The following is a 19,562-nucleotide window of genomic DNA, read 5'->3' on the forward strand; positions in this document are numbered from 1 at the left end:
CTTAGTCAACCCGGAGCCACAGGGCTAGTATCGCTCGGTACGGTTTCCGGCACGCGCTGAACGCCATAAGCCTTGGGCCAGGCGCGGGGCAGCGTGTGGGTGCCGAACAGCCGGTCGAGCCAGGGGAACATCGCCGCATAGTTCATGCCGCGCCGGTCGCCGAGGTCGTGATGCCAGTGGTGGAACGCCGGCGTCGCGACCAGCCATTCCAGCGGCCCGAAGCGCCAGCGCATGTTGGCGTGGATCCAGAACCCCCAGAACGTGCTGATGATCACCACCAGGACCGGCACGATATCGGTGGTCTGCCCGACCGGCTGCGCCAGCCCGATGATGTACAGCGGGATCAGCCCGACCAGCCGGGTGAACACCATGTCGACGGGATGCGCGCGGGTATTGACCAGCCAGTCCATCGCCTCCGCCCGGTGGTGGACGGCGTGGAAGCGCCACAGCAACGGGACCTCGTGGCTCCAGCGGTGACCCCAATAAAAGCCGAGCTCGCCGACCACCAGCGCCACCGGCAGGCGAACCCACAACGGCAGGCTGCCGACCGCCGAATAATAGGCATCGGGAACGACCGCATGGATCGTCGTCGCCAGCAGCGACAGCGGCACCGCGAGCAGCATCGCCGGCAACAGGCTGCTAAGGAAATAAAGGCCGATATCGGTGGCGACGCCGGCGCGCAGAACCTTTTGCTGGTTCAGCGCAAAGGCCCGTTCCAGCGGCACGAAGACCACCGCGAGCAGCACCAGCCAGACGCAAAGGCGAAAGACATCGACCGCAAAGCTACGCAATTGCAACGAGTGAAGCACGTCCATCATCGGTGCTCAGCGTGAACCAGAACGGCGCAATTTGCAATTGCCGGGCGAGGTCGAACCTCGCCCGGCAATCGCGTCAGGTGGTCGCGTCAGGCTGGCGCGTCAGGCGGCGATTGCGTGCGTGCGGCGGCGCGCGGCAAAGCCGATCAGGCCAAAGCCCGCCAGCATCATCGCCCAGGTCGCCGGCTCAGGCACCGCGGTGACCGAGACGCCGTCGAGCAGCGCGATCGGCGGCAGGCCGTTCGGCGTACCGACCGACAGGAAGGTCAGCACCTGGCTGGCCGATCCCGCGGTGAACTTGAACGATTCATTCCACCAGCCGGTGAAGCCCTCGCTCGGGTTGTTCTGGATCGCGGTCGACTGGCTGTCGCCGCCGAAACTGACCTTGAGCTGCTCGGTCGTTGGACCGGAGCGGTTGATCAGCTGCGTCGCCGCCCATGAAAATTTCACGACATAGCTCTTGCCGATCTTCAGGCCGTTGAGCGTCTGCGAGACGTTACCGGCAACGTTGCTGTCGCCGTCGAGCGCGATGAAATTACCGCTGGTGGCGCTGAGCGGGACGAAGTTGGTCCGCAGATAGCCCTTCGGGTCGTTATACTGGTTGACCGCATTGACCGTGGTCGCGGTGCCGGCAAAATAATAGAATTGCAGGCTGTTGCCGCCGCCGCCGGTCCAGCCGGTCAGGGTCTGGCCGCCAAAGCCGCCACCAAATTGAGAATTCGACTTGAGCGACGTCATCTCGAAGTCGCCGTTGGTCACCAGGTTGGGCGCTGCGGACGCCGCGCCGGCGGTCGCCAGAGTGGCGGCCAGCGCGAGCAGGATCTTGTTTTTCACGAGTATCGACTCCCTGTGCTTCAGGCGCCGAATCCTCCCCGGCGTCGCAAATCGCGTCGCAAGAAGTATGCCATTGTCGTAACGAACTGGTCATACGTATTTACAAATGGTTAAGATAAGGCAACGAGCCTATCGCCTTTCAACTTGGCCAATCGATAGGGGCGAAAGTGTCGGTCAGCTTTACACATTGCCCGTCGGACCGCGCTACGGGTTGACAAGGCGGCCCCTGCCGGTGTCACCCCGCGGCATCAGACAAATCCAATTCGAATGGTCCCGATGCACACCTACCGCACTCACAACTGCGCCGCGCTCCGTGGTCCCGATGCCGGCACGACGGCGCGCCTGTCCGGCTGGGTCCACCGCAAGCGCGATCATGGCGGCGTGCTGTTCGTCGACCTGCGCGACCATCACGGGCTGACGCAGGTCGTCGCCAACACCGGCTCGGCGGCGTTCGACATCCTCGACCGGCTGCGCGTCGAGAGCGTCGTCACCGTCACCGGCGAGGTCGTGGCGCGCAGCCCGGGCGCGGTGAACCCCAAGATGCCGACCGGCGACATCGAGCTTCGCGCCGACGAGATCATCGTCCAGTCCGCCGCGATCGAGCTGCCGCTGCCGGTCGCCGGCGAGGCCGAATATCCCGAGGACATCCGCCTCAAGTACCGCTTCCTCGACCTGCGCCGCGAGCGGCTGCACCGCAACATCATGCTGCGCTCCGGCGTCATCGCGTCCCTGCGCCGCCGCATGATCGACCAGGGCTTCACCGAGTTCCAGACGCCGATCCTGACCGCCTCGTCCCCGGAAGGCGCGCGCGACTTCCTCGTGCCGTCGCGCGTCCATCCGGGCAAGTTCTACGCGCTCCCCCAGGCGCCGCAGATGTTCAAGCAGCTGCTGATGGTCGCCGGCTTCGACCGCTATTTCCAGATCGCGCCCTGCTTCCGCGACGAGGACGCCCGCGCCGACCGCTCGCCCGGCGAATTCTACCAGCTCGATTTCGAGATGAGCTTCGTCACCCAGGACGACGTCTTCGCCGCCATCGAGCCGGTGCTGGCGGGCGTGTTCGAGGAGTTCACCGGCTTCGTCGACGGCAAGCCCAAGTCAGTCACCAAGCCGCCGTTCCCGCGCATCGCGTACGCAGAGTCGATGCTGAAGTATGGCAACGACAAGCCCGACCTGCGCAACCCGATCGTCATCCAGGACGTCACCGAGCATTTCCGCGGGTCCGGCTTCGGGCGGTTCGCGTCGATCGTTGCGGAGGGCGGCGTCGTCCGCGCCATCGCGGCGCCGGGCAGCGGCACCTCGAAAAGCCGCAAGTTCTTTGACGACATGAACGCCTGGGCGCAGGCCGAAGGCTATGCCGGGCTGGGTTACGCGACCCGCAAGGACGGCAGCTTTGGCGGGCCGATCGCCACCAACCACGGCGTTGAGCCGATGGAGACGTTGCGCGCCGCCCTGAACCTCGGCCCCGACGACGGCGTGTTCTTCGCCGCCGGCCCGGTCGCCAGCGTCGCCAAGCTCGCCGGACTGGCGCGTACCCGCGTCGGCACCGACCTCGGCCTGATCGAGGAGGGCGTCTATAAATTCTGCTGGATCATCGACTTCCCGATGTTCGAGTATGACGAGGACGCCAAGAAGATCGACTTCAGCCACAACCCCTTCTCGATGCCGCAGGGCGAGCTGGAGGCGCTGGAGACGCAGGATCCGCTGACCATCCTGGCCTACCAGTACGACATCGTCTGCAACGGCATCGAGCTGTCGTCCGGCGCGATCCGCAACCACCGCCCCGAGATCATGTACAAGGCGTTCGAGATCGCCGGCTACACCCAGGCCGACGTCGACCGCGATTTCGCCGGCATGATCAACGCCTTCAAGTTCGGCGCCCCCCCACACGGCGGCTCCGCCCCGGGTGTGGACCGCATCGTCATGCTGCTCGCCGACGAGCCCAACATCCGTGAGGTCGTGGTCTTCCCGATGAACCAGAAGGCCGAGGATTTGATGATGAACGCCCCGTCGGCGGCGACCGCGAAGGCGTTGAAGGAGCTGCATATCCGGGTGGTCGAGTGATAAAAGTTCGCGCCTCGAAAGATTCATAAAGATACTTTGTTGAAATACAACGCTAGCCAGCATTGGCTTATAACTAATTAACGACATTCACCGAATGACGGTATAAAACAGCTTAGGGAGGCAAGAACGTGAAGGTGTTTGTTAGCTGGTCAGGTGAGTTAAGTCAAAAAATTGCTATCGAACTATTCGACTGGCTGCCTATGGTTTTACAGAGTGTTCAGCCGTACATGTCGTCTGAGTCAATTGACAAGGGTACCCGGTGGGCCAGTAGCATCGCGAATGAGCTTGAAGGAACCTCAGTCGGCCTTATAGTATTAACGCCTCAAAACAAGGCGGCGCCGTGGATTAACTTTGAAGCGGGGGCATTAGCAAAAATTGTTGGAGAGGCAAGACTCGCCCCAATAATATTTGGCCTAAAACCATCAGAGATAGAATCTCCTCTTTCACAGTTTCAAGTCACTCAATTTGATAAAGACGATGTGTTGCGCCTTTTGAAGAGCATAAATTCGTGTGCCTTAGAGGAGGCTTTGCCAGAGGCTCGACTTGAAAGGATGCACGACGCACTCTGGGGGCAAATTGAATCGAGAATACAACCATTGCTTCTAGATGTGATACCACGGGCCGCATCCCCGCTGATTTCGAATGTATTGAACGACGGTGTGTCTGAGGCTATTGAAGAGATACTAACGCTGGTTCGTCAACAAGCACAGTTTATTATGAACCCTGACCGTCATATTAAGGCGGATATTGTCCATCAAATAATAGACTCTAATGGTGTTGGCCTAGACTCAAAATCTACGCAGGAAATACAGGATTTAACGTCGCGTGCTTTCGCTCAATGGCAGAGAGTGAGTCCATCATTGCTCGTTTCTCAGGATCCAAAAGATGATCCAGAGCATTCGATAATTCGTGATCAAGTAAAAACGCTAGGGAGTCTAATCCGGAGATCTTATGAGGTTGCAAATGATCACCATCCTGGTGGGCTAATGCGACCTGGATCATCGCTCTCTAGGAGCGCATCCTCTGATTGGTTGAATAAGATTGGCATCATAAATAGTAAAGATGTTTAAGACGTTATCCGGAATGCGAGACTGACTGAAATGGATGAACAGCTAATGCTGTTGCGAGTTGACAAGGTGTTATCTGCTTTAGATATATAGGTCTGATCGGACTAGTATTTATATGACCAAGCTCCGCCTCAAGAATTTCGAGTCCCCCTCCGACCTCAAGCGCTCGGATTATGAGCCGCGGTTGCTGGCGCTGCAGCACAAGCTGGCGCTGATCCAGGCGGCTTACATCACGCAGGGGCGCAAGGGGCTCGTGGCGATCGAGGGCTGGGATGCGAGTGGCAAGGGCGGGCTGATAAAGCGGGCGACGAACGTGCTCGATCCGCGCTTCACCAACGTCTGGTCGATTGGGGCGCCGACCAAGGACGAGCTCGGGCATCACTTCCTGTGGCGCTTCTGGCAGCGGCTGCCGGCGCTGCGCGAGATCGCGGTGTTCGACCGCACCTGGTACGGGCGCGTGCTGGTCGAGCGGGTCGATGCACTGATCCCCAAGAGCGTCTGGAAGGCCGCCTACGACACGATCAACGCGTTCGAGTCGGAGCAGATCGAGGACGGCACGCGGATCTGCAAGATCTTCCTCCACACCACGCAGGAGGAGCAGGACAAGCGCCTGCGCGAGCGGCTGGAGACGCCGTGGAAGCGCTGGAAGACCGGGCTGGACGACTATCACAACCGCTCGATGCGGAAGGAATATTACGCGGCGTACGAGGACATGTTCGACAAGACCTCGACCGACCACGCGCCGTGGCATGTGATTGCCGCCGACGACAAAAAGGCGGCGCGGATCGCGGGCATGGAGGCGATGATCGCGGTGCTGGGCAAGGGCGTCGACCTCACCTACCCGCAGATCGATCCCGAGCTGGCGAAGGTCTCGGCAAAGGCGCTGGGGTCGAGCTAGCCTAGCCCGCCGTCGTCTTGCCCAGATACCACGACAGCCGCCTGGCCGGCGGGCTCAGCGCCGTCGCCGGGTGCAGCAGGTCGTACATCACCGCGTTCTCCAGCACGCGCTGGACATAGGTGCGCGTCTCCAGGAACGGGATCGCCTCGATCCAGTCGATCATGTCGACGCCCGGCGTGCGCGGGTCGCCGTTCGCCGCGATGAACTTGCGGACGTTACCGGCGCCGGCGTTGTAGGCGGCGACCGCCAGCACGGTGCTGCCGCCCAGGCCGTTGCGGATCCGGTTGAAATAGCTCGCACCCAGCGTGACGTTGTACACCGGGTCGTCGGTCAGCCGGCTCATCGAATAGCCGAGACCGACCTTGCCGGCCTGTTCGGCGGCGGTGGCGGGCATCAGCTGCATCAGGCCGCGGGCGCCCACGGCGCTGGCGATGGCGCGGTCGAACTGGCTCTCCTGCCGTGCGATGGCGTGGACCATGGTGAAGTCGGCGCTCAGCTCGGGCGGCAGCGACAGCTGGGGATAGGCGAAGTCGAGCAGGCTGAGCTCGCCGTCGCTGCGGGCCGCCTTGCCCATCAGCACGCCGAGATCCTGGCGGCCGAGCGGGACCGACATCTCCGCCACCAGCCGTGCCAGCGCAGGGCCGTCGGCGCGCTCGACCAGCGCCCGCATGAACAGCGTCTGGCGGTTGCGGTCACCGAGCTCGCCGAGCTCCTGGGTGGCGCGCACCATCTCGTCCGCGGCGAAGCGCGAGCGCACCTCCGGCGGGATGTCCTGCGGCACCCGCGGCGGCAGCGCCAGCGTCTGCCCCAGCCGCTCTGCCGCGAGCTGCCCGTAGAAGTAATCGGGGTGGGCGGCAGCGGCGGCGTAATAGCGATTGGCGTCGGCGCTCTGCCCGGCAGCCTCGGCGGCGCGTCCGGCCCAATAGTCGCCGCGCGCCTGGCTGACCGGGGTCAGCGCCCCCGCCCGGACCGCGACGAACCGCGCCAGCGCGTCGGTCGGCCGGTTGAGGTTGCGCAGCGCGATCCAGCCGGCGACCCACTCGCTGTCGATGAACGCGGCGCGCTCGCCCAGCGAACGTTCGGCCAGCGGCTTGCCCAGCGGGAAGGCGCGGTGGTTGGCGGCGAGCGTGTAGGCGGTCGCGGCATCGCCGCTGCGCAGCGCCTCGCGGGCCATTTGGACGCGCAGCTTGAGCCACGCCACCGGGTCTACGATCAGCCCGGGCGGATAGTCGGTCGCCGCCATCAGGCTGCGCGCCGCGGGCTGCTGCCCGGTACGCCGTAGCCAGTTGACCCGGTCGAAGGTGATCCCCGGCTCGGTTCGCAGCGCCGTCGGCAGGCTGCTGGCGAGGGTGTCCGCCCCCGGCCCGCCGGCCTGCAGCGCGATCCGCGCCGCCAGCCACGCCTGGCGATCGGCCGGCACCCGCGGCAGGACGCGCGCCGCCGCCGAGGTCTGGCCGCTCCACAACAGGCGATCGGCACGCGCCAGGTGATCCAGCGGCGTCAGCTTGCTGCCGAACGTCACCAGCATCTCGGTCTCGACCGAGGGATCGAGGCCGCCCGACAGCCACGCCTCGCGCGCCATCGCGGCGGCGGCATCTGGCATGCGCTCGACCATCATGGTTTCGGCCAGCCGATATTTGGCGACCGCGCTGACGGGCGGATATGCGTTGAAAAAGGCGAGCCGGGCAGGGAAGGGCGTGCTCGCGTCGATCGCCTTCTCGGCACGGCGGCGGAGCACCACCTCCTGCGGCCATTTCGGGTGCAGCCTGAGGAACAGGCTGAGTTCTGCGAAGTTCGCCGGATAGCCGTCGCGGCGCAACCGATCCCATTGCACGACGCTTTCCAGAACCGGGTCGACCGGCACGTTGAGCAGCGGCGACAGCGGCACGGTCGCGAACCGCCCTTGCGCATTGTCCGCCAGCCGCGCCGTATAATAGGCGCGCGCAGCCTCCGGCACCGCCGCTGCGACTTGCGTCGAAAACGTCGAAATCAGTACGAGAAAAGTCACGCGGATTGCGTTCATGCCATCATTCGCCATAAGAACCGCCCGCCCTTGCGCCTGTCTAGGCAGCGAAGCTCGCGGGGCCAAGGACGTATTGCACAATGTTTTCAGGATCCATACCCGCACTGGTCACCCCGTTCCGGGACGGCAAGGTCGACGATGCAGCCTTCAAGGCGTTCGTCGAATGGCAGATCGCCGAAGGTTCGACCGCGCTGGTGCCGTGCGGCACGACCGGTGAATCGGCGACGCTGAGCCACGACGAGCACCATCACGTCATCGCCATGACCATCGAGGTCGCTGCCGGTCGCGTGCCGGTGATGGCGGGCTGCGGATCGAACGACACCGCCACCGCGCTGGCTCATCTGGCGCGCGCCGAAAAGGCCGGTGCCGACGCCGCCCTGATCGTCTGCCCCTATTACAACAAGCCGAGCCAGGCCGGGCTGTACGCGCATTTCAAGGCGCTGACCGAGGCGACCCGGCTGCCGATCATCATCTACAACATCCCGGGCCGCTCGATCGTCGACATGAGCGTCGAGACCACGGCGCGGCTGGCGGAACTGCCCGGCATCATCGGCATCAAGGACGCCACCGGCAATCTGGGCCGCGTCTCCGCCCTGCGTGCGGCGTGCGGCGAGGGCTTCATCCAGTTGTGCGGCAACGACGACATGGCGCTGGGGTACAACGCCATGGGCGGCCACGGCTGCATCTCCGTCGCCGCCAATGTCGCGCCGCGGCTGTGCGCCGACCTGCAGGCCGCCAGCCTCGCCGGCGACTATCGTGCGGCGCTGGCGCTCAACGACCGGCTCTATCCGCTGCAGGATGCGTTGTTCAGCGATGCCAGCCCCGGTCCTACCAAATACGCCCTCGCCAAGGCCGGCCGCATGACCGGCGACCTGCGCCTGCCGATGACCGCCGCCAGCGAAGCCTCGCGCGTGCTGGTCGATGCCGCGCTCGCCCATGCCGGCCTCGACTGATGGCCAAACCTAGCGGCACCATCGGGCTGAAGGTCAAGACCGTCGCCGAGAACCGGCGCGCCCGCTACGAGTTCTTCATCGAGGACACCGTCGAGGCCGGCATCGCGCTGGCGGGGACCGAGGTGAAGGGCCTGCGCACCGGGCAGACATCGATCTCCGAAGCCTATGCCGAGCTCAAGGACGGGCAGTTGTGGCTGGTCAACGCCAACATCCCGGAGTTCAGCCACGGCAACCGTAACAATCATGAGTCGAAGCGGCCGCGCAAGCTGCTCCTGCACGCGCGCCAGATCGAGAAGTTCAACGGCAAGGTCACTCGCCAGGGCATGACGCTGATCCCCTTGTCGCTGTATTTTAACGACAAGGGCCGCGCCAAGGTCGAGCTGGCGTTGGCCAAGGGCAAGAAGCTCCACGACAAGCGCGAGAGCGAAAAGGCCAAGGACTGGCAGCGCGAAGCCGGGCGGCTGATGCGCGAGCGCGGCTGATCCGGGGTAGCGCCTCGTTCGGATCAAACGCATTCTGGCGCCGACGATATTTCTCGCTAACATGGTTCAAATACGGGGGAGACTGGCGTTGGCCGAGGGGTACAAGGACAAGCTCGTCGCGACCAAGCAGGCCTGGGCCCGTGCCGGCCGCCTGCTGACCGGTAAGGTCGGTGATCCCGAACACGATCGCCTGCCGCCGGGTCAACGCCTGACCGAGGGCTGGCCGGTGCTCGACCTTGGCGTCCAGCCGGCGGTGCCGCTCGACGACTGGCGGCTGACCGTCGATGGTTTGGTCGCCAACCCGATCGTCTGGGACTGGACCGCGCTGCTCGCCCAGCCGCAGTTCGAGGATGTCTCGGACATGCACTGCGTGACGCAATGGTCGCGCTACGACAATCGCTGGCAGGGTGTCTCGACGCTGCAATTGCTCGACGTGGTGAAGCCGCTGCCCGAGGCGGCGCACCTGGTGATCCATGGCTATGATGGCTACACCACCAACGTCACGCTGGAGCAGTTCTCCGACGAGGACTGCCTGATCGCGCACCACCATGACGGCGAGCCGCTGACCCGCGAGCATGGCGGCCCGGTGCGGCTGATGATCCCGCGCTATTATCTTTGGAAATCGGCCAAGTGGCTGAAGCGGATCGAGTTCGTTGGTGCCGATCGCCCGGGCTTCTGGGAGAATCGCGGCTATCACAATTTCGCGGACCCTTGGCTGGAACAACGATATGGCTGAGCAACCGCATCTGGTGCCGCTGCCCTATGCCGTCCGGGAGACCGGGCTGCAGCTGCGCCGCTTGCTCGATGCACTGCCGCTCGGGCTGGCGCTGCTCGACCACAAGGGCGACCTGCTGACCTGCAACGACGCGTTCGCGCTGTCCGTCGGTTGCGAATGCCCGGCCGGCTCGCCGTTGCCGCACGAGATGACGGTCGCGGCAGATCGTCCGTCGTTGACCGATGGCGTCAAGCGGGCGCTCTATGGTGCTCACCTGCCGATCGAGCTGCGGCTTCGCAAGCTCGCACGCAGCGACGAGCCGCTGGTGCTGACCATTGCCGCAGCGCCGCCGGGACTGGCGGCGACCCTGCTGGTCGCGGTGCGCGACGTCCGCGAGCAGCTGCGGCTGGAACGCCAGGTCGCGCAGGCCACCAAGATGCAGGCGATCGGCCAGTTGGCAGGCGGCGTCGCGCATGATTTCAACAACATCCTGACCGCCAACCTCGGATTGGTCGAACAGTTGATCGAGCGCCATCAGCTCGGCGACGACGATTTCGACGACCTGGAACAGGTTCGGCTCAACAATGCCCGCGGCGCCGAGCTGGTCCGCCAGCTGCTCGCCTTCGCCCGGCAGCAAACCCTGCGGCCGCAGCTGATCGACGTCGGCGCGGTGATCGAGGCGCTGGCGACCCTGCTGCGACGCCTGCTCGGCACCGCCGTAACGCTGGAGCTCGACCTGCGCACCGAAAGCTGGCCGGTGCGGGTCGATCCGGGGCAGCTCGAACAGGTGATCGTCAATCTCGCGGTCAATGCCCGCGATGCGATGCCGGCGGGCGGGACGCTGCGGATCACGACGCGGGCGATCCTGGCGGCCGATGTCCCGGCGCTCGGCTACAGTGTCATGCCGGCCTCCGACTTCCTCGAAATTGCCGTCAGCGACAGCGGCACCGGCATCCCCAAGGAACTCGGCGCCAAGATCTTCGAACCGTTCTTCACCACCAAGGAAGCCGGCAAGGGCACCGGTCTCGGCCTGTCGACGGTGTACGGCATCGTCAAGCAGACCGGCGGCTTCGTGTTCAACGACACGGCGGCGCTCGGCGGCACCGTGTTCAGCCTGTATTTCCCGCGGGCCGACGGCATCCTGGAGACGCCGCCGGCCGAGTCCAGGTCGGCGGACGCATCGCCGGTGACGCGCCGCGTCGCCGACGTGCTGCTGGTCGAGGACGACCGTTCGGTGCGGCTGGTGCTCAACCGCGCATTATTGAAGGCCGGCTTCAAGGTCGCCGAGGCGGTCGATGCGCTAGCCGCCCTGCCGATCATCGAGGACCCGGAACGCGTCATCGACGTGCTGGTCACCGACGTGATGATGCCTGGAATGGACGGTACCGAGCTGGTCCGCCGCGCCCGCCTGTGCCGTCCCGACCTGCCCGTCGTGCTGATGTCGGGCTATGCCGAGCCGCCGCAACGCGAGCGCGCCTCCGATCCGGGAACGGCCTTCCTCGCCAAGCCATTTGCCGCCGCGGCACTGCTGGCGGCGGTCGACCAGGCGCTCGCCTCGACCCTCGCTTGAGCCGCACTCCAATTGCTGGTAGTCCTGTCGCATGCGACCCGTCTGCAAAAGGTCGGCGCGCGTGGCGTCCGGTATGTTTGCCGGGGTATTCGGAGAGTTCGCGCGATGCGTCGAGTGTTGATCGTCGAAGACGAGGTGCTGATCGGCATCGTCCTCGAGGACATTTTGGACATGCTGGGCTGCACGATCGCGGGCAATGCGGCGACGCTGGCCGAGGGCGAGGCGCTGGCCGCCGAGGGCGGATTCGACATCGCCATCCTCGACGTCAACCTGGGGTCCGAGCCGGTGTTTCCGCTGGCCGATCGCATCCTGGCCACCGGCGTGCCGATTATCTTTGCGACCGGCTCCCACCCCGAAAGCCTGCCGCCGCGCTTCAGCGACTGCGCGGTGCTGGAAAAACCCTATGCTTTCGCGTCGGTTGAAGCGGCGCTGAGCGGGATGCGCGAAGCCGCCTGACGGCGGAATGTTCTCTGCTTGTTCTGTAAGAACAGACGTGGTACGGAAGTCGCCTTGTCGAGGTGCCGACTGACCGCTAGGAGAATGACATGGCCGCAGCTCTGAAAGTAGTAGACAGCAACATGGACAAGGCCAAGGCGCTCGAAGCAGCGTTGGCGCAGATCGACCGTGCCTTTGGCAAGGGTTCGGCAATGCGCCTCGGATCGCGTGAGACGATGGAAGTCGAAGCGATCTCGAGCGGCTCGCTGGGCCTCGATATCGCCCTCGGCATCGGCGGCCTGCCGCGCGGCCGCGTTATCGAGATCTATGGCCCGGAAAGCTCAGGCAAGACGACGCTGGCGCTGCATGCCATCGCCGAGGCGCAGAAGCAGGGCGGCACCGCGGCCTTCGTCGATGCCGAGCACGCGCTCGACCCGGCCTATGCCAAGAAGCTCGGCGTCAACATCGACGAGCTGATCGTGTCGCAGCCGGACACCGGCGAGCAGGCGCTCGAGATCGTCGATACGCTGGTGCGCTCGAACGCCATCGACGTGCTGGTCATCGACTCGGTCGCCGCCCTGGTGCCGCGGGCCGAGATCGAAGGCGAGATGGGCGACAGCCACGTCGGCCTGCAGGCACGCCTGATGAGCCAGTCGCTGCGCAAGCTGACCGGTTCAATCAGCCGCTCGCGCTGCATGGTGATCTTCATCAACCAGCTGCGCATGAAGATCGGCGTGATGTACGGCAATCCTGAGACGACGACGGGCGGCAACGCGCTGAAGTTCTACGCCTCGGTCCGGCTCGACATCCGCCGCACCGGCCAGATCAAGGACGGCGACGAGGTCGTCGGCAACACGACGCGCGTCAAGGTCGTCAAGAACAAGGTCGCGCCGCCGTTCAAGCAGGTCGAGTTCGACATCATGTACGGCGAGGGCATCAGCCGCATCGGCGAAATCCTCGACCTCGGCGTCAAGGCCGGAGTCGTCGAGAAGTCGGGCGCCTGGTTCTCCTACGACTCGGTTCGCATCGGCCAGGGCCGCGAGAACTCCAAGAAGTTCCTTAAGAACAACCCCGACATGGCGGCCCGTATCGACAAGGCCATTCGCGACAATGCCGCGGGTATCTCCGAAGCGTTGATGACCGGCGGACCGGACACCGACGACGACGAAGCCTGATGCACGGGTGGTGGCATGGACCGTCCATGCCACCGCCGACTGCTGCGGTTCGTCGGTGGTGCTTGAGATACGCCCGTCCGTGCCTTAAGTCCGGCACATGACATCCACCAACGACATCCGTCGCGCCTTCCTCGATTACTTTGCCGCTGCCGGACATACGCCGGTCGCGTCCGCACCGCTGGTGCCGCAGAACGATCCGACTTTGATGTTCGTCAACGCCGGCATGGTGCCGTTCAAGAACGTCTTCACGGGATTGGAGAGCCGGCCCTACAAGACCGCCGCTTCCTCGCAGAAGTGCGTGCGCGCCGGCGGCAAGCACAACGACCTCGACAATGTCGGCTACACCGCCCGGCATCACACCTTCTTCGAGATGCTCGGCAACTTCTCGTTCGGCGATTATTTCAAGGAGCAGGCGATCACCCACGCCTGGACCTTGCTGACCCGCGAGTTCGGCATCGACCCGGACCGGCTGACCGTCACCGTCTATCACACCGACGACGAGGCGTTCGACCTGTGGCAGCGCATCGCGGGCCTGCCGGCCGAGCGCATCATCCGCATCGCCACCAACGACAATTTCTGGTCGATGGGCGACACCGGCCCCTGCGGGCCGTGCAGCGAAATCTTCTACGACCACGGCGACCATATCCCCGGTGGCCCGCCCGGCAGCCCGGACGAGGACGGCGACCGCTTCGTCGAGATCTGGAACCTGGTGTTCATGCAGTATGAGCAGGTCGATGCCGCGACCCGCCTCGACCTGCCGCGCCCGTCGATCGACACCGGCATGGGGCTGGAGCGCATTGCCGCCGTCCTGCAGGGTGTCCACGACAATTACGACACCGACACCTTCAAGGCGCTGATCGCTGCCAGTGGCGAGCTGACTGGGACCGCGACCGATGGCGCCAACACCGCGTCGCACCGCGTCATCGCCGACCATCTGCGCGCCAGCGGTTTCCTGATCGCCGACGGAGTGCTGCCGGCCAGCGATGGCCGCGGCTATGTCCTGCGTCGGATCATGCGGCGCGCGATGCGTCACGCCCAGCTGCTGGGCAGCGCCGAGCCGTTGATGCACCGCCTCGTCCCCGCGCTGGTCGCGACGATGGGCACTGCCTACCCCGAACTGGTCCGCGCCCAGCCGTTGATCGAGGAGACGCTGCGGCAGGAGGAGACGCGTTTCCGGGTCACTCTCGCCAACGGCCTGCGCCTGCTCGACGAGGCGACCGCGACGATGCAGCCCGGCGACACGCTGCCCGGCGCAACGGCGTTCAAGCTGTACGACACCTTCGGCTTTCCATACGACTTGACCGAGGATGCCCTGCGCGCCCAGGGCCTTGGCGTCGAGCGTGCCGGCTTCGACACCGCGATGGCCGAGCAGAAGCGTGCCGCGCGCGCCGCCTGGGCCGGTTCCGGCCAGTCGGCGTCGGAGACGATCTGGTTCGACATGCTGGAGGCCGATGGCCCGACCGAGTTCGTCGGCTATGCGACCGACACCGCCCAGGCGCGGATCACCGCACTGGTCAAGGACGGCGCCAGCGTCGACCGCGCCGTGGCAGGCGACAAGGTCTCCATCGTCGTCAACCAGACGCCCTTTTACGGCGAGTCCGGCGGGCAGATGGGCGATGCGGGCACGATCGTCGGCGACAACGGACTGCGCATCGCGGTCGCAGATACGGCCAAGCCGCTCGGCAAGCTCCACGTCCACCTCGGCACCATCGAGGCGGGTGAGGTCTCGGTCGGCGACACGGTGACGCTGTCGATCGACGTCGTGCGCCGTGGTCAGCTGCGCGCCAATCACAGTGCCACCCACCTGCTGCATGCGGCGCTGCGCCGGGCGCTGGGGCATCATGTCACCCAGAAGGGCTCGCTGGTCGCACCCGACCGGCTGCGCTTCGACTTCAGCCAGCCCCGTGCCCTGACTGCGGCCGAGGTCGCCGGCGTCGAGGCCGAGGTCAATTCGCACATCCGCCACAACCAGCCGGTGACGACCCGCCTGATGACTCCCGACGATGCGATCGCCGCCGGGGCGATGGCGTTGTTCGGCGAGAAATATGGCGACGAGGTTCGCGTCCTGAGCATGGGACTGGACGAGGCGGCGACCTATTCGACCGAATTGTGCGGCGGCACCCATGTCACCGCGCTCGGCGATATCGCGCTGTTCAAGATCGTCGGCGAGAGCGCGGTCGCCAGCGGGATCAGGCGGATCGAGGCACTGACCGGCGAGGCGGCGCGCGCCTTCCTCACCGAGCAGGAGGAGCGACTGAAGGCCGCCGCCGCCAGCCTGAAGGCGCGTCCCGAGGAAGTCCCGGCGCGGGTTGCCGCGCTGATCGACGACCGGCGCCGGCTGGAGCGCGAGCTAGCCGATGCCAAGCGCGCACTGGCGCTCGGCGGCGGCACGGCGAAGTCGGAGGATGCCAAGCCCGATACGGTCAACGGCATGGGCTTTGTCGGGCAGGTCATCGCCGGCCTCGACGCGAAGAACCTGCGTGGCCTCGTCGACGATGCGAAGAAGCAGATGGGCAGCGGCGTCGCGGTGCTGATCGCGGTCAACGAAGGCCGCGCCTCGGTCGCGGTCGGTGTTACCGGCGACCTGGTCCCGGGGCTAAGCGCGGTCGATCTCGTCCGGATCGCGGCGACGGTCCTGGGCGGGCAGGGCGGCGGCGGGCGTCCCGACATGGCGCAGGCCGGCGGTCCGGATGGCGCGAAGGCGGCGGACGCCATCGCCGCGGTTCGCGCCGCCTTAAGCGAGACCGCGATCGCGGCCTGAACTCCGGCTGGGCTGCCGCTAGTTCTCTAGGTGACCACCGAGCCTTTGGCCGTTCCAACGGCTCGGATCAGCCAGCTCGGCCGCCCCGCGGGGTCCAGCTGTTCGGTGTCGCCCGGCATGGCGTGGTTGGTCGATAGACCTGATAGCCGGTGCAGCGCGGCAGGCGGGTCGTGTCCCAGAACCGGCGGCGAGGCCGCGGTGCCGGTTCGCCAGGATCCCCCAGCGCCGCTACATCCGCCTGCTCGGTATTCAGCTTGGCGGTCTCGGCCGAATCCTCGGCGCGCGTCATGGCGCGTTCCGATGGCGCCGGGAATCGATCGTCGTTCGCCCGGGCATCGCGGACTGGCTCGGCAGGGGGAATGATGATCGTGCGCGGCTCGGGCCGGCGCTGAACCAACTCCTCGGACCGTGCCGGGGCCGCCGTCCTGGCCGGGGTCCGGCTCGGCTCGACCGCCTTGTTGGTCGACCGGCTTGCCGTCTGCTTGGCCGCGACTGGAGCAGCAACCGGCGCCCGCCCGGACGAACTCCGCGTCGCCGAGACCTTTGCCGGCGCGGTGGTGACCGGCGCGACACTGCGCGTCGCCGGGGATGCACGCTGCTCGGTACGCACGCGTGCGGGGACCGGCCCGATTGGCGTTGCGCTCGACGGGTTCGTGCGGGCCGCAGGGGCAGCCGGCGCAGGGACACGCTCCGCCGGCAACTCGGTAGCCTCAGGCTGCGACTGCACAGGTGCCGGCGCGACCACCTCGGCAGCAGGCTGAGCAACTCGCGGAGGCGCCTCGACCACCACCTTGGGCACGATCACCGGTCGCGGCTCCACCGCCGGGGCCGCCACCAGCACCGGCGCCGATGAACCACCGAACGCCCAGCGCATTGCCAGCACCGCGATCAGGATCAACACCGCCGCAGCGATCCACCATCCGCGCATCGCCCTGCGCGGCGCAGCCGGCCCGACCATCGGCCGAAGCGGCGCAGCCGCCTCGGGCTCGACCGGTGGAACGTCGCTCGCCATGGCATCGTTGGCGACGTCGGCCGGCCGCACTAGCCTGGTGCGCCACTCATCGCGGCTGTCGTCGAGCGGTACTGGAGCCATCATCGGCACGACTGCCGCGTCGTCGCGGCGCGCACGATCACGCAGCATCCGCCAATCCTCGTTCGCAGGCGACGCTATGGGATGCGGCTCGCCGCCGCCGAGATCGTCTGGTACGGGCTCGACCGGCGGCTCGTCGCGGACCAGTTTGAGCGATCTTACCTGACGCTCCTGGGTATCCGGTGCCTGCTTCTCACCGGGAGGAGCTTCATCGCCATCATCCTGCGACGACCAGACACGACGCCGCGACTCGCGGATGAACCACGGTTCGGAGTCACCCCAGAGCTCCTGCGCACGTTGCTGACGCCAGTTCTCGTCAGCCATGACTGCAAATCTTCATAATTATTAAACGTTCTCGCACCGCGGACGGTTGCGGAACGGTGCCGGCTGGACCCGCGGCCACGGTGACGCGTTTCGTGCGCAACAACCATTGGGGAGTCACGCCATGCGCATCTTGTCGTCCTTCATCGCCACAGCAGTCCTGGCCGTCGCCGGAACATCGGCACTGGCCCAGCCGCAATACCCCGACAGTCCGCCGAGGAACGGCTATATGCAGCCGGGCAATCCCGACCGCGGCGTGCCGAACGGCGATCCCCGGCGGGACTATGACGCTCGCTATGACGATGGTCGCTACGACCGCGACCGTGACCGCGGCGACCGTCGGACGATCCGTTGCGAGTCGCGCAACAACCGGCCGCAGCGTTGCGAGATCGGGCGCGCCGACCGGGTCCGGCTGACGCGCCAGATCAGCGACCGCGCCTGCATCGAGGGCCGCAGCTGGTTCAGGGATCGCCGTTCGATCACGGTGACCAACGGCTGCCGTGCCGAGTTCCGCGTTCGCGGCTAGCCGGCCTCGACCTGTCCGGCGTCGCGCAGGCGCCGGCGGCGGAGCCTGGGCTCGCGCTTCAGTCCCGGTGCGCCGGTCCGGATCGTCGCGCGCAGTTCCGCGCGCTTCTCGTGGATCGAGGCGATCACTGGGCCCATCGGGACGCCGAGGTCGACCAGCACCGCCTCCGCGAGTTGCAGGCTCGACTCGACCGTTTCAGGCACGGCGTCGGTAACCCCGAGGCGGTACAGGCGCGTCGCATGGTCGGCATCGCGGGCCCGGGCGACGACGCACAGGTCCGGATGGCGCTCGCGGATCAGCCGGACCAGCGTGTCGAGGCTGGTGGTGCCGTCGACGGTCAGCACCACCGCACTGGCCTTGTCGAGCGCCAGCGCATCGAGGAGCTCGGGGCGCCGCGCATCGCCGTAGACCACCGGCACCCCGGCGCGTCGCAGCCGCATGACCGAGTCAGGGTCGCTGTCGACCGCCAGATAGGGCTTGCCGTGCGCGTCGAGCATGCTGGCGACAAGACGGCCGACACGACCGAAGCCGATGATGATCGTGCGGCCCTCGACGATGACCGGCGGCGCCGCTTCGCCGGGATCGCCCGCTGAGTTGCGCCGCTCGATGGTATTGCCGAGCAGGCCGAGTAGCGGGGCGATGGCGAGCGACAGCCCGGTGACGAGCAGTGCAAGGTCGGCGATCGGGCCCTGGATCAACCCGGCGGCAGTCGCGGCGCCGAGCACGATCAGGCTGGTTTCCGATGGTGCGGCGAGCAACAGCGCGACGTTGGCGGCGACGCCGGTGGCGCGTCGGCTGAGGCGCAGCAGCACGGTGACGATGCCTGCCTTGATGGCGCAGATCGCGACGACTGCGGCGACCACGACCCCCGGTCGCTCCAGCACCGCGCCGAGGTCGAGCCGCATCCCGACCCAGATCAGGAAGACGCCGAGCAGCAAGCCCTGGAAGGGTGCGACGGCCGCCTCGATCTGGCGCCGGTACTCGGTTTCGGCAAGCAACAGTCCGGCGATCAGGGCGCCGATGACCGGGGACAGGCCGACGGCGCCGGTGGCGGCGGCACTGCCGAGCAGGACGACCAGCGAAGCGGCAAGGAACAGCTCAGGCCGGCGGGTGCGCGCCGCCTGCAGGAACAGCGGGCGCAACAGCAGGCGACCGACGACGACGATGCCGAGGATCGCCAGCAGCCCCATGCCGATGCTGGCGCCGAAGCCTGCCGCCGCGGTGCTGCTGCCAAGTAGCAGCAGGATCGGCGCGATGGCGATGTCCTGGAACAGGAATATGGCAAAGGCGGTGCGCCCGGTCTGGCTGCCCATCCGGCCGCTCGCGCTGAGCATCTGCAGGCCGACCGCGGTCGACGACAATGCCCCGGCCAGGGCCAGCGCCGCCGTCGCCGCCCAGCCGAGGCCGAAGGGCAGCAGCGCCAGGCCGATCGCCAGCGTACAGGCGACCAGCTGCATCGGGCCGAGGCCGAAGACCAGCTTGCGCATGGTTCGCAGCCGATCGAGCGACAGCTCCAGCCCGAGTGCGAACAACAGCATGGCGATGCCGGCTTCGGCGGCGGGCGCCAGCACCTCCGGCGTCGAGATGGTGACATTGGCGAGCCACGGCGCGAGGCCGGTCAGCGCGCCCAGCCCATGCGGACCGACCGCGACACCCACCAGGATGAAGCCGACGACCGGCGAGATGCGCAGCGCCGCAAAAGCCGGGATCACCAGCCCTGCCGCACCGAGCACGACGACGAGGTCCTTGAAGGATTCGGATGCGAGCGGAAGTGCCATTGCGACAAACTGGCACGTTCGAGCCGATCCGTCAGGCTATTGCGGGAATTTAATCCGC

General features: G+C 66.3%; 16 protein-coding genes. 11 read left to right on the forward strand and 5 right to left on the reverse strand.

The annotated features are described in order from the left end of the window. Nucleotides 1-5 precede the first annotated feature (5 nt). Nucleotides 6-791 carry a sterol desaturase family protein gene (locus tag ACOFKW_RS11690; RefSeq protein ID WP_419814326.1) on the reverse strand — a complete coding sequence of 262 codons (786 nt, stop codon included), beginning with the start codon at nucleotides 789-791 and terminating at the stop codon, nucleotides 6-8. A gap of 126 nt (nucleotides 792-917) precedes the next feature. Further along, the gene (locus tag ACOFKW_RS11695) at nucleotides 918-1,649 is read right to left on the reverse strand and encodes a PEPxxWA-CTERM sorting domain-containing protein (protein ID WP_419814327.1); all 732 of its coding nucleotides are present in this window, start codon (nucleotides 1,647-1,649) and stop codon (nucleotides 918-920) included. A 276-nt stretch (nucleotides 1,650-1,925) separates the two neighbouring features. Between ACOFKW_RS11695 and aspS the strand changes: the two genes are divergently transcribed. From aspS to ACOFKW_RS11710, 3 genes are all read left to right on the forward strand, one after another. Next, nucleotides 1,926-3,710 carry an aspartate--tRNA ligase gene (gene aspS, locus ACOFKW_RS11700; protein WP_419816930.1) on the forward strand — a complete coding sequence of 595 codons (1,785 nt, stop codon included), beginning with the start codon at nucleotides 1,926-1,928 and terminating at the stop codon, nucleotides 3,708-3,710. 128 nt (nucleotides 3,711-3,838) lie between these two features. Continuing rightward, a complete protein-coding gene (locus ACOFKW_RS11705) occupies nucleotides 3,839-4,780 on the forward strand; it encodes a toll/interleukin-1 receptor domain-containing protein (protein WP_419814328.1) in 942 nt (313 codons plus the stop codon). Between the two features lie 112 nt (nucleotides 4,781-4,892). Next, on the forward strand, nucleotides 4,893-5,675 hold the full coding sequence (locus ACOFKW_RS11710; protein WP_419814329.1) for a polyphosphate kinase 2 family protein: 783 nt from the start codon (nucleotides 4,893-4,895) through the stop codon (nucleotides 5,673-5,675). A 1-nt stretch (nucleotide 5,676) separates the two neighbouring features. Here ACOFKW_RS11710 and ACOFKW_RS11715 read toward each other — a convergent pair whose 3' ends face one another. Continuing rightward, nucleotides 5,677-7,698, reverse strand: a complete 2,022-nt coding sequence (locus tag ACOFKW_RS11715) for a transglycosylase SLT domain-containing protein (protein ID WP_419814330.1) — start codon at nucleotides 7,696-7,698, stop codon at nucleotides 5,677-5,679. An 80-nt stretch (nucleotides 7,699-7,778) separates the two neighbouring features. Between ACOFKW_RS11715 and dapA the strand changes: the two genes are divergently transcribed. The 7 genes from dapA (at nucleotide 7,779) to alaS (ending at nucleotide 15,789) form a co-directional block, all read left to right on the forward strand. Then, the gene (dapA, locus tag ACOFKW_RS11720; protein WP_419814331.1) at nucleotides 7,779-8,651 is read left to right on the forward strand and encodes a 4-hydroxy-tetrahydrodipicolinate synthase; all 873 of its coding nucleotides are present in this window, start codon (nucleotides 7,779-7,781) and stop codon (nucleotides 8,649-8,651) included. Further along, complete coding sequence (gene smpB, locus ACOFKW_RS11725) at nucleotides 8,651-9,133, forward strand: SsrA-binding protein SmpB (RefSeq protein WP_419814332.1); 483 nt, start codon at nucleotides 8,651-8,653, stop codon at nucleotides 9,131-9,133. The genes dapA and smpB overlap by 1 nt, the downstream gene beginning before the upstream one ends. An 88-nt stretch (nucleotides 9,134-9,221) precedes the next feature. After that, nucleotides 9,222-9,869, forward strand: coding sequence for a sulfite oxidase-like oxidoreductase (locus tag ACOFKW_RS11730; RefSeq protein ID WP_419814333.1), 648 nt, complete (start codon nucleotides 9,222-9,224; stop codon nucleotides 9,867-9,869). Further along, nucleotides 9,862-11,418 (forward strand): response regulator, encoded by a 1,557-nt coding sequence (locus tag ACOFKW_RS11735; protein WP_419814334.1) that lies wholly within the window; start codon nucleotides 9,862-9,864, stop codon nucleotides 11,416-11,418. The genes ACOFKW_RS11730 and ACOFKW_RS11735 overlap by 8 nt, the downstream gene beginning before the upstream one ends. A 117-nt stretch (nucleotides 11,419-11,535) precedes the next feature. After that, a complete protein-coding gene (locus ACOFKW_RS11740; protein WP_419814335.1) occupies nucleotides 11,536-11,874 on the forward strand; it encodes a response regulator in 339 nt (112 codons plus the stop codon). An 89-nt stretch (nucleotides 11,875-11,963) separates the two neighbouring features. Then, nucleotides 11,964-13,028: a recombinase RecA gene (gene recA / locus ACOFKW_RS11745; RefSeq protein ID WP_419814336.1), complete on the forward strand. Its 1,065-nt coding sequence runs from the start codon at nucleotides 11,964-11,966 to the stop codon at nucleotides 13,026-13,028. A gap of 97 nt (nucleotides 13,029-13,125) precedes the next feature. Next, complete coding sequence (gene alaS / locus ACOFKW_RS11750; protein WP_419814337.1) at nucleotides 13,126-15,789, forward strand: alanine--tRNA ligase; 2,664 nt, start codon at nucleotides 13,126-13,128, stop codon at nucleotides 15,787-15,789. Between the two features lie 67 nt (nucleotides 15,790-15,856). Here the strand turns inward: alaS and ACOFKW_RS11755 are convergent, their stop codons facing one another. Further along, complete coding sequence (locus tag ACOFKW_RS11755) at nucleotides 15,857-17,203, reverse strand: hypothetical protein (protein WP_419814338.1); 1,347 nt, start codon at nucleotides 17,201-17,203, stop codon at nucleotides 15,857-15,859. Nucleotides 17,204-17,324: 121 nt separating this feature from the next. Between ACOFKW_RS11755 and ACOFKW_RS11760 the strand changes: the two genes are divergently transcribed. Beyond that, nucleotides 17,325-17,726, forward strand: a complete 402-nt coding sequence (locus ACOFKW_RS11760; RefSeq protein WP_419814339.1) for a DUF3011 domain-containing protein — start codon at nucleotides 17,325-17,327, stop codon at nucleotides 17,724-17,726. Here the strand turns inward: ACOFKW_RS11760 and ACOFKW_RS11765 are convergent. Next, nucleotides 17,723-19,504 (reverse strand): cation:proton antiporter, encoded by a 1,782-nt coding sequence (locus ACOFKW_RS11765; protein WP_419814340.1) that lies wholly within the window; start codon nucleotides 19,502-19,504, stop codon nucleotides 17,723-17,725. The two genes, ACOFKW_RS11760 and ACOFKW_RS11765, sit on opposite strands and share 4 nt — an antisense overlap. Between the last annotated feature and the right edge of the window lie 58 nt (nucleotides 19,505-19,562).

The organism is Glacieibacterium sp. (assembly GCF_965200405.1).
GTDB lineage: Bacteria > Pseudomonadota > Alphaproteobacteria > Sphingomonadales > Sphingomonadaceae > Glacieibacterium.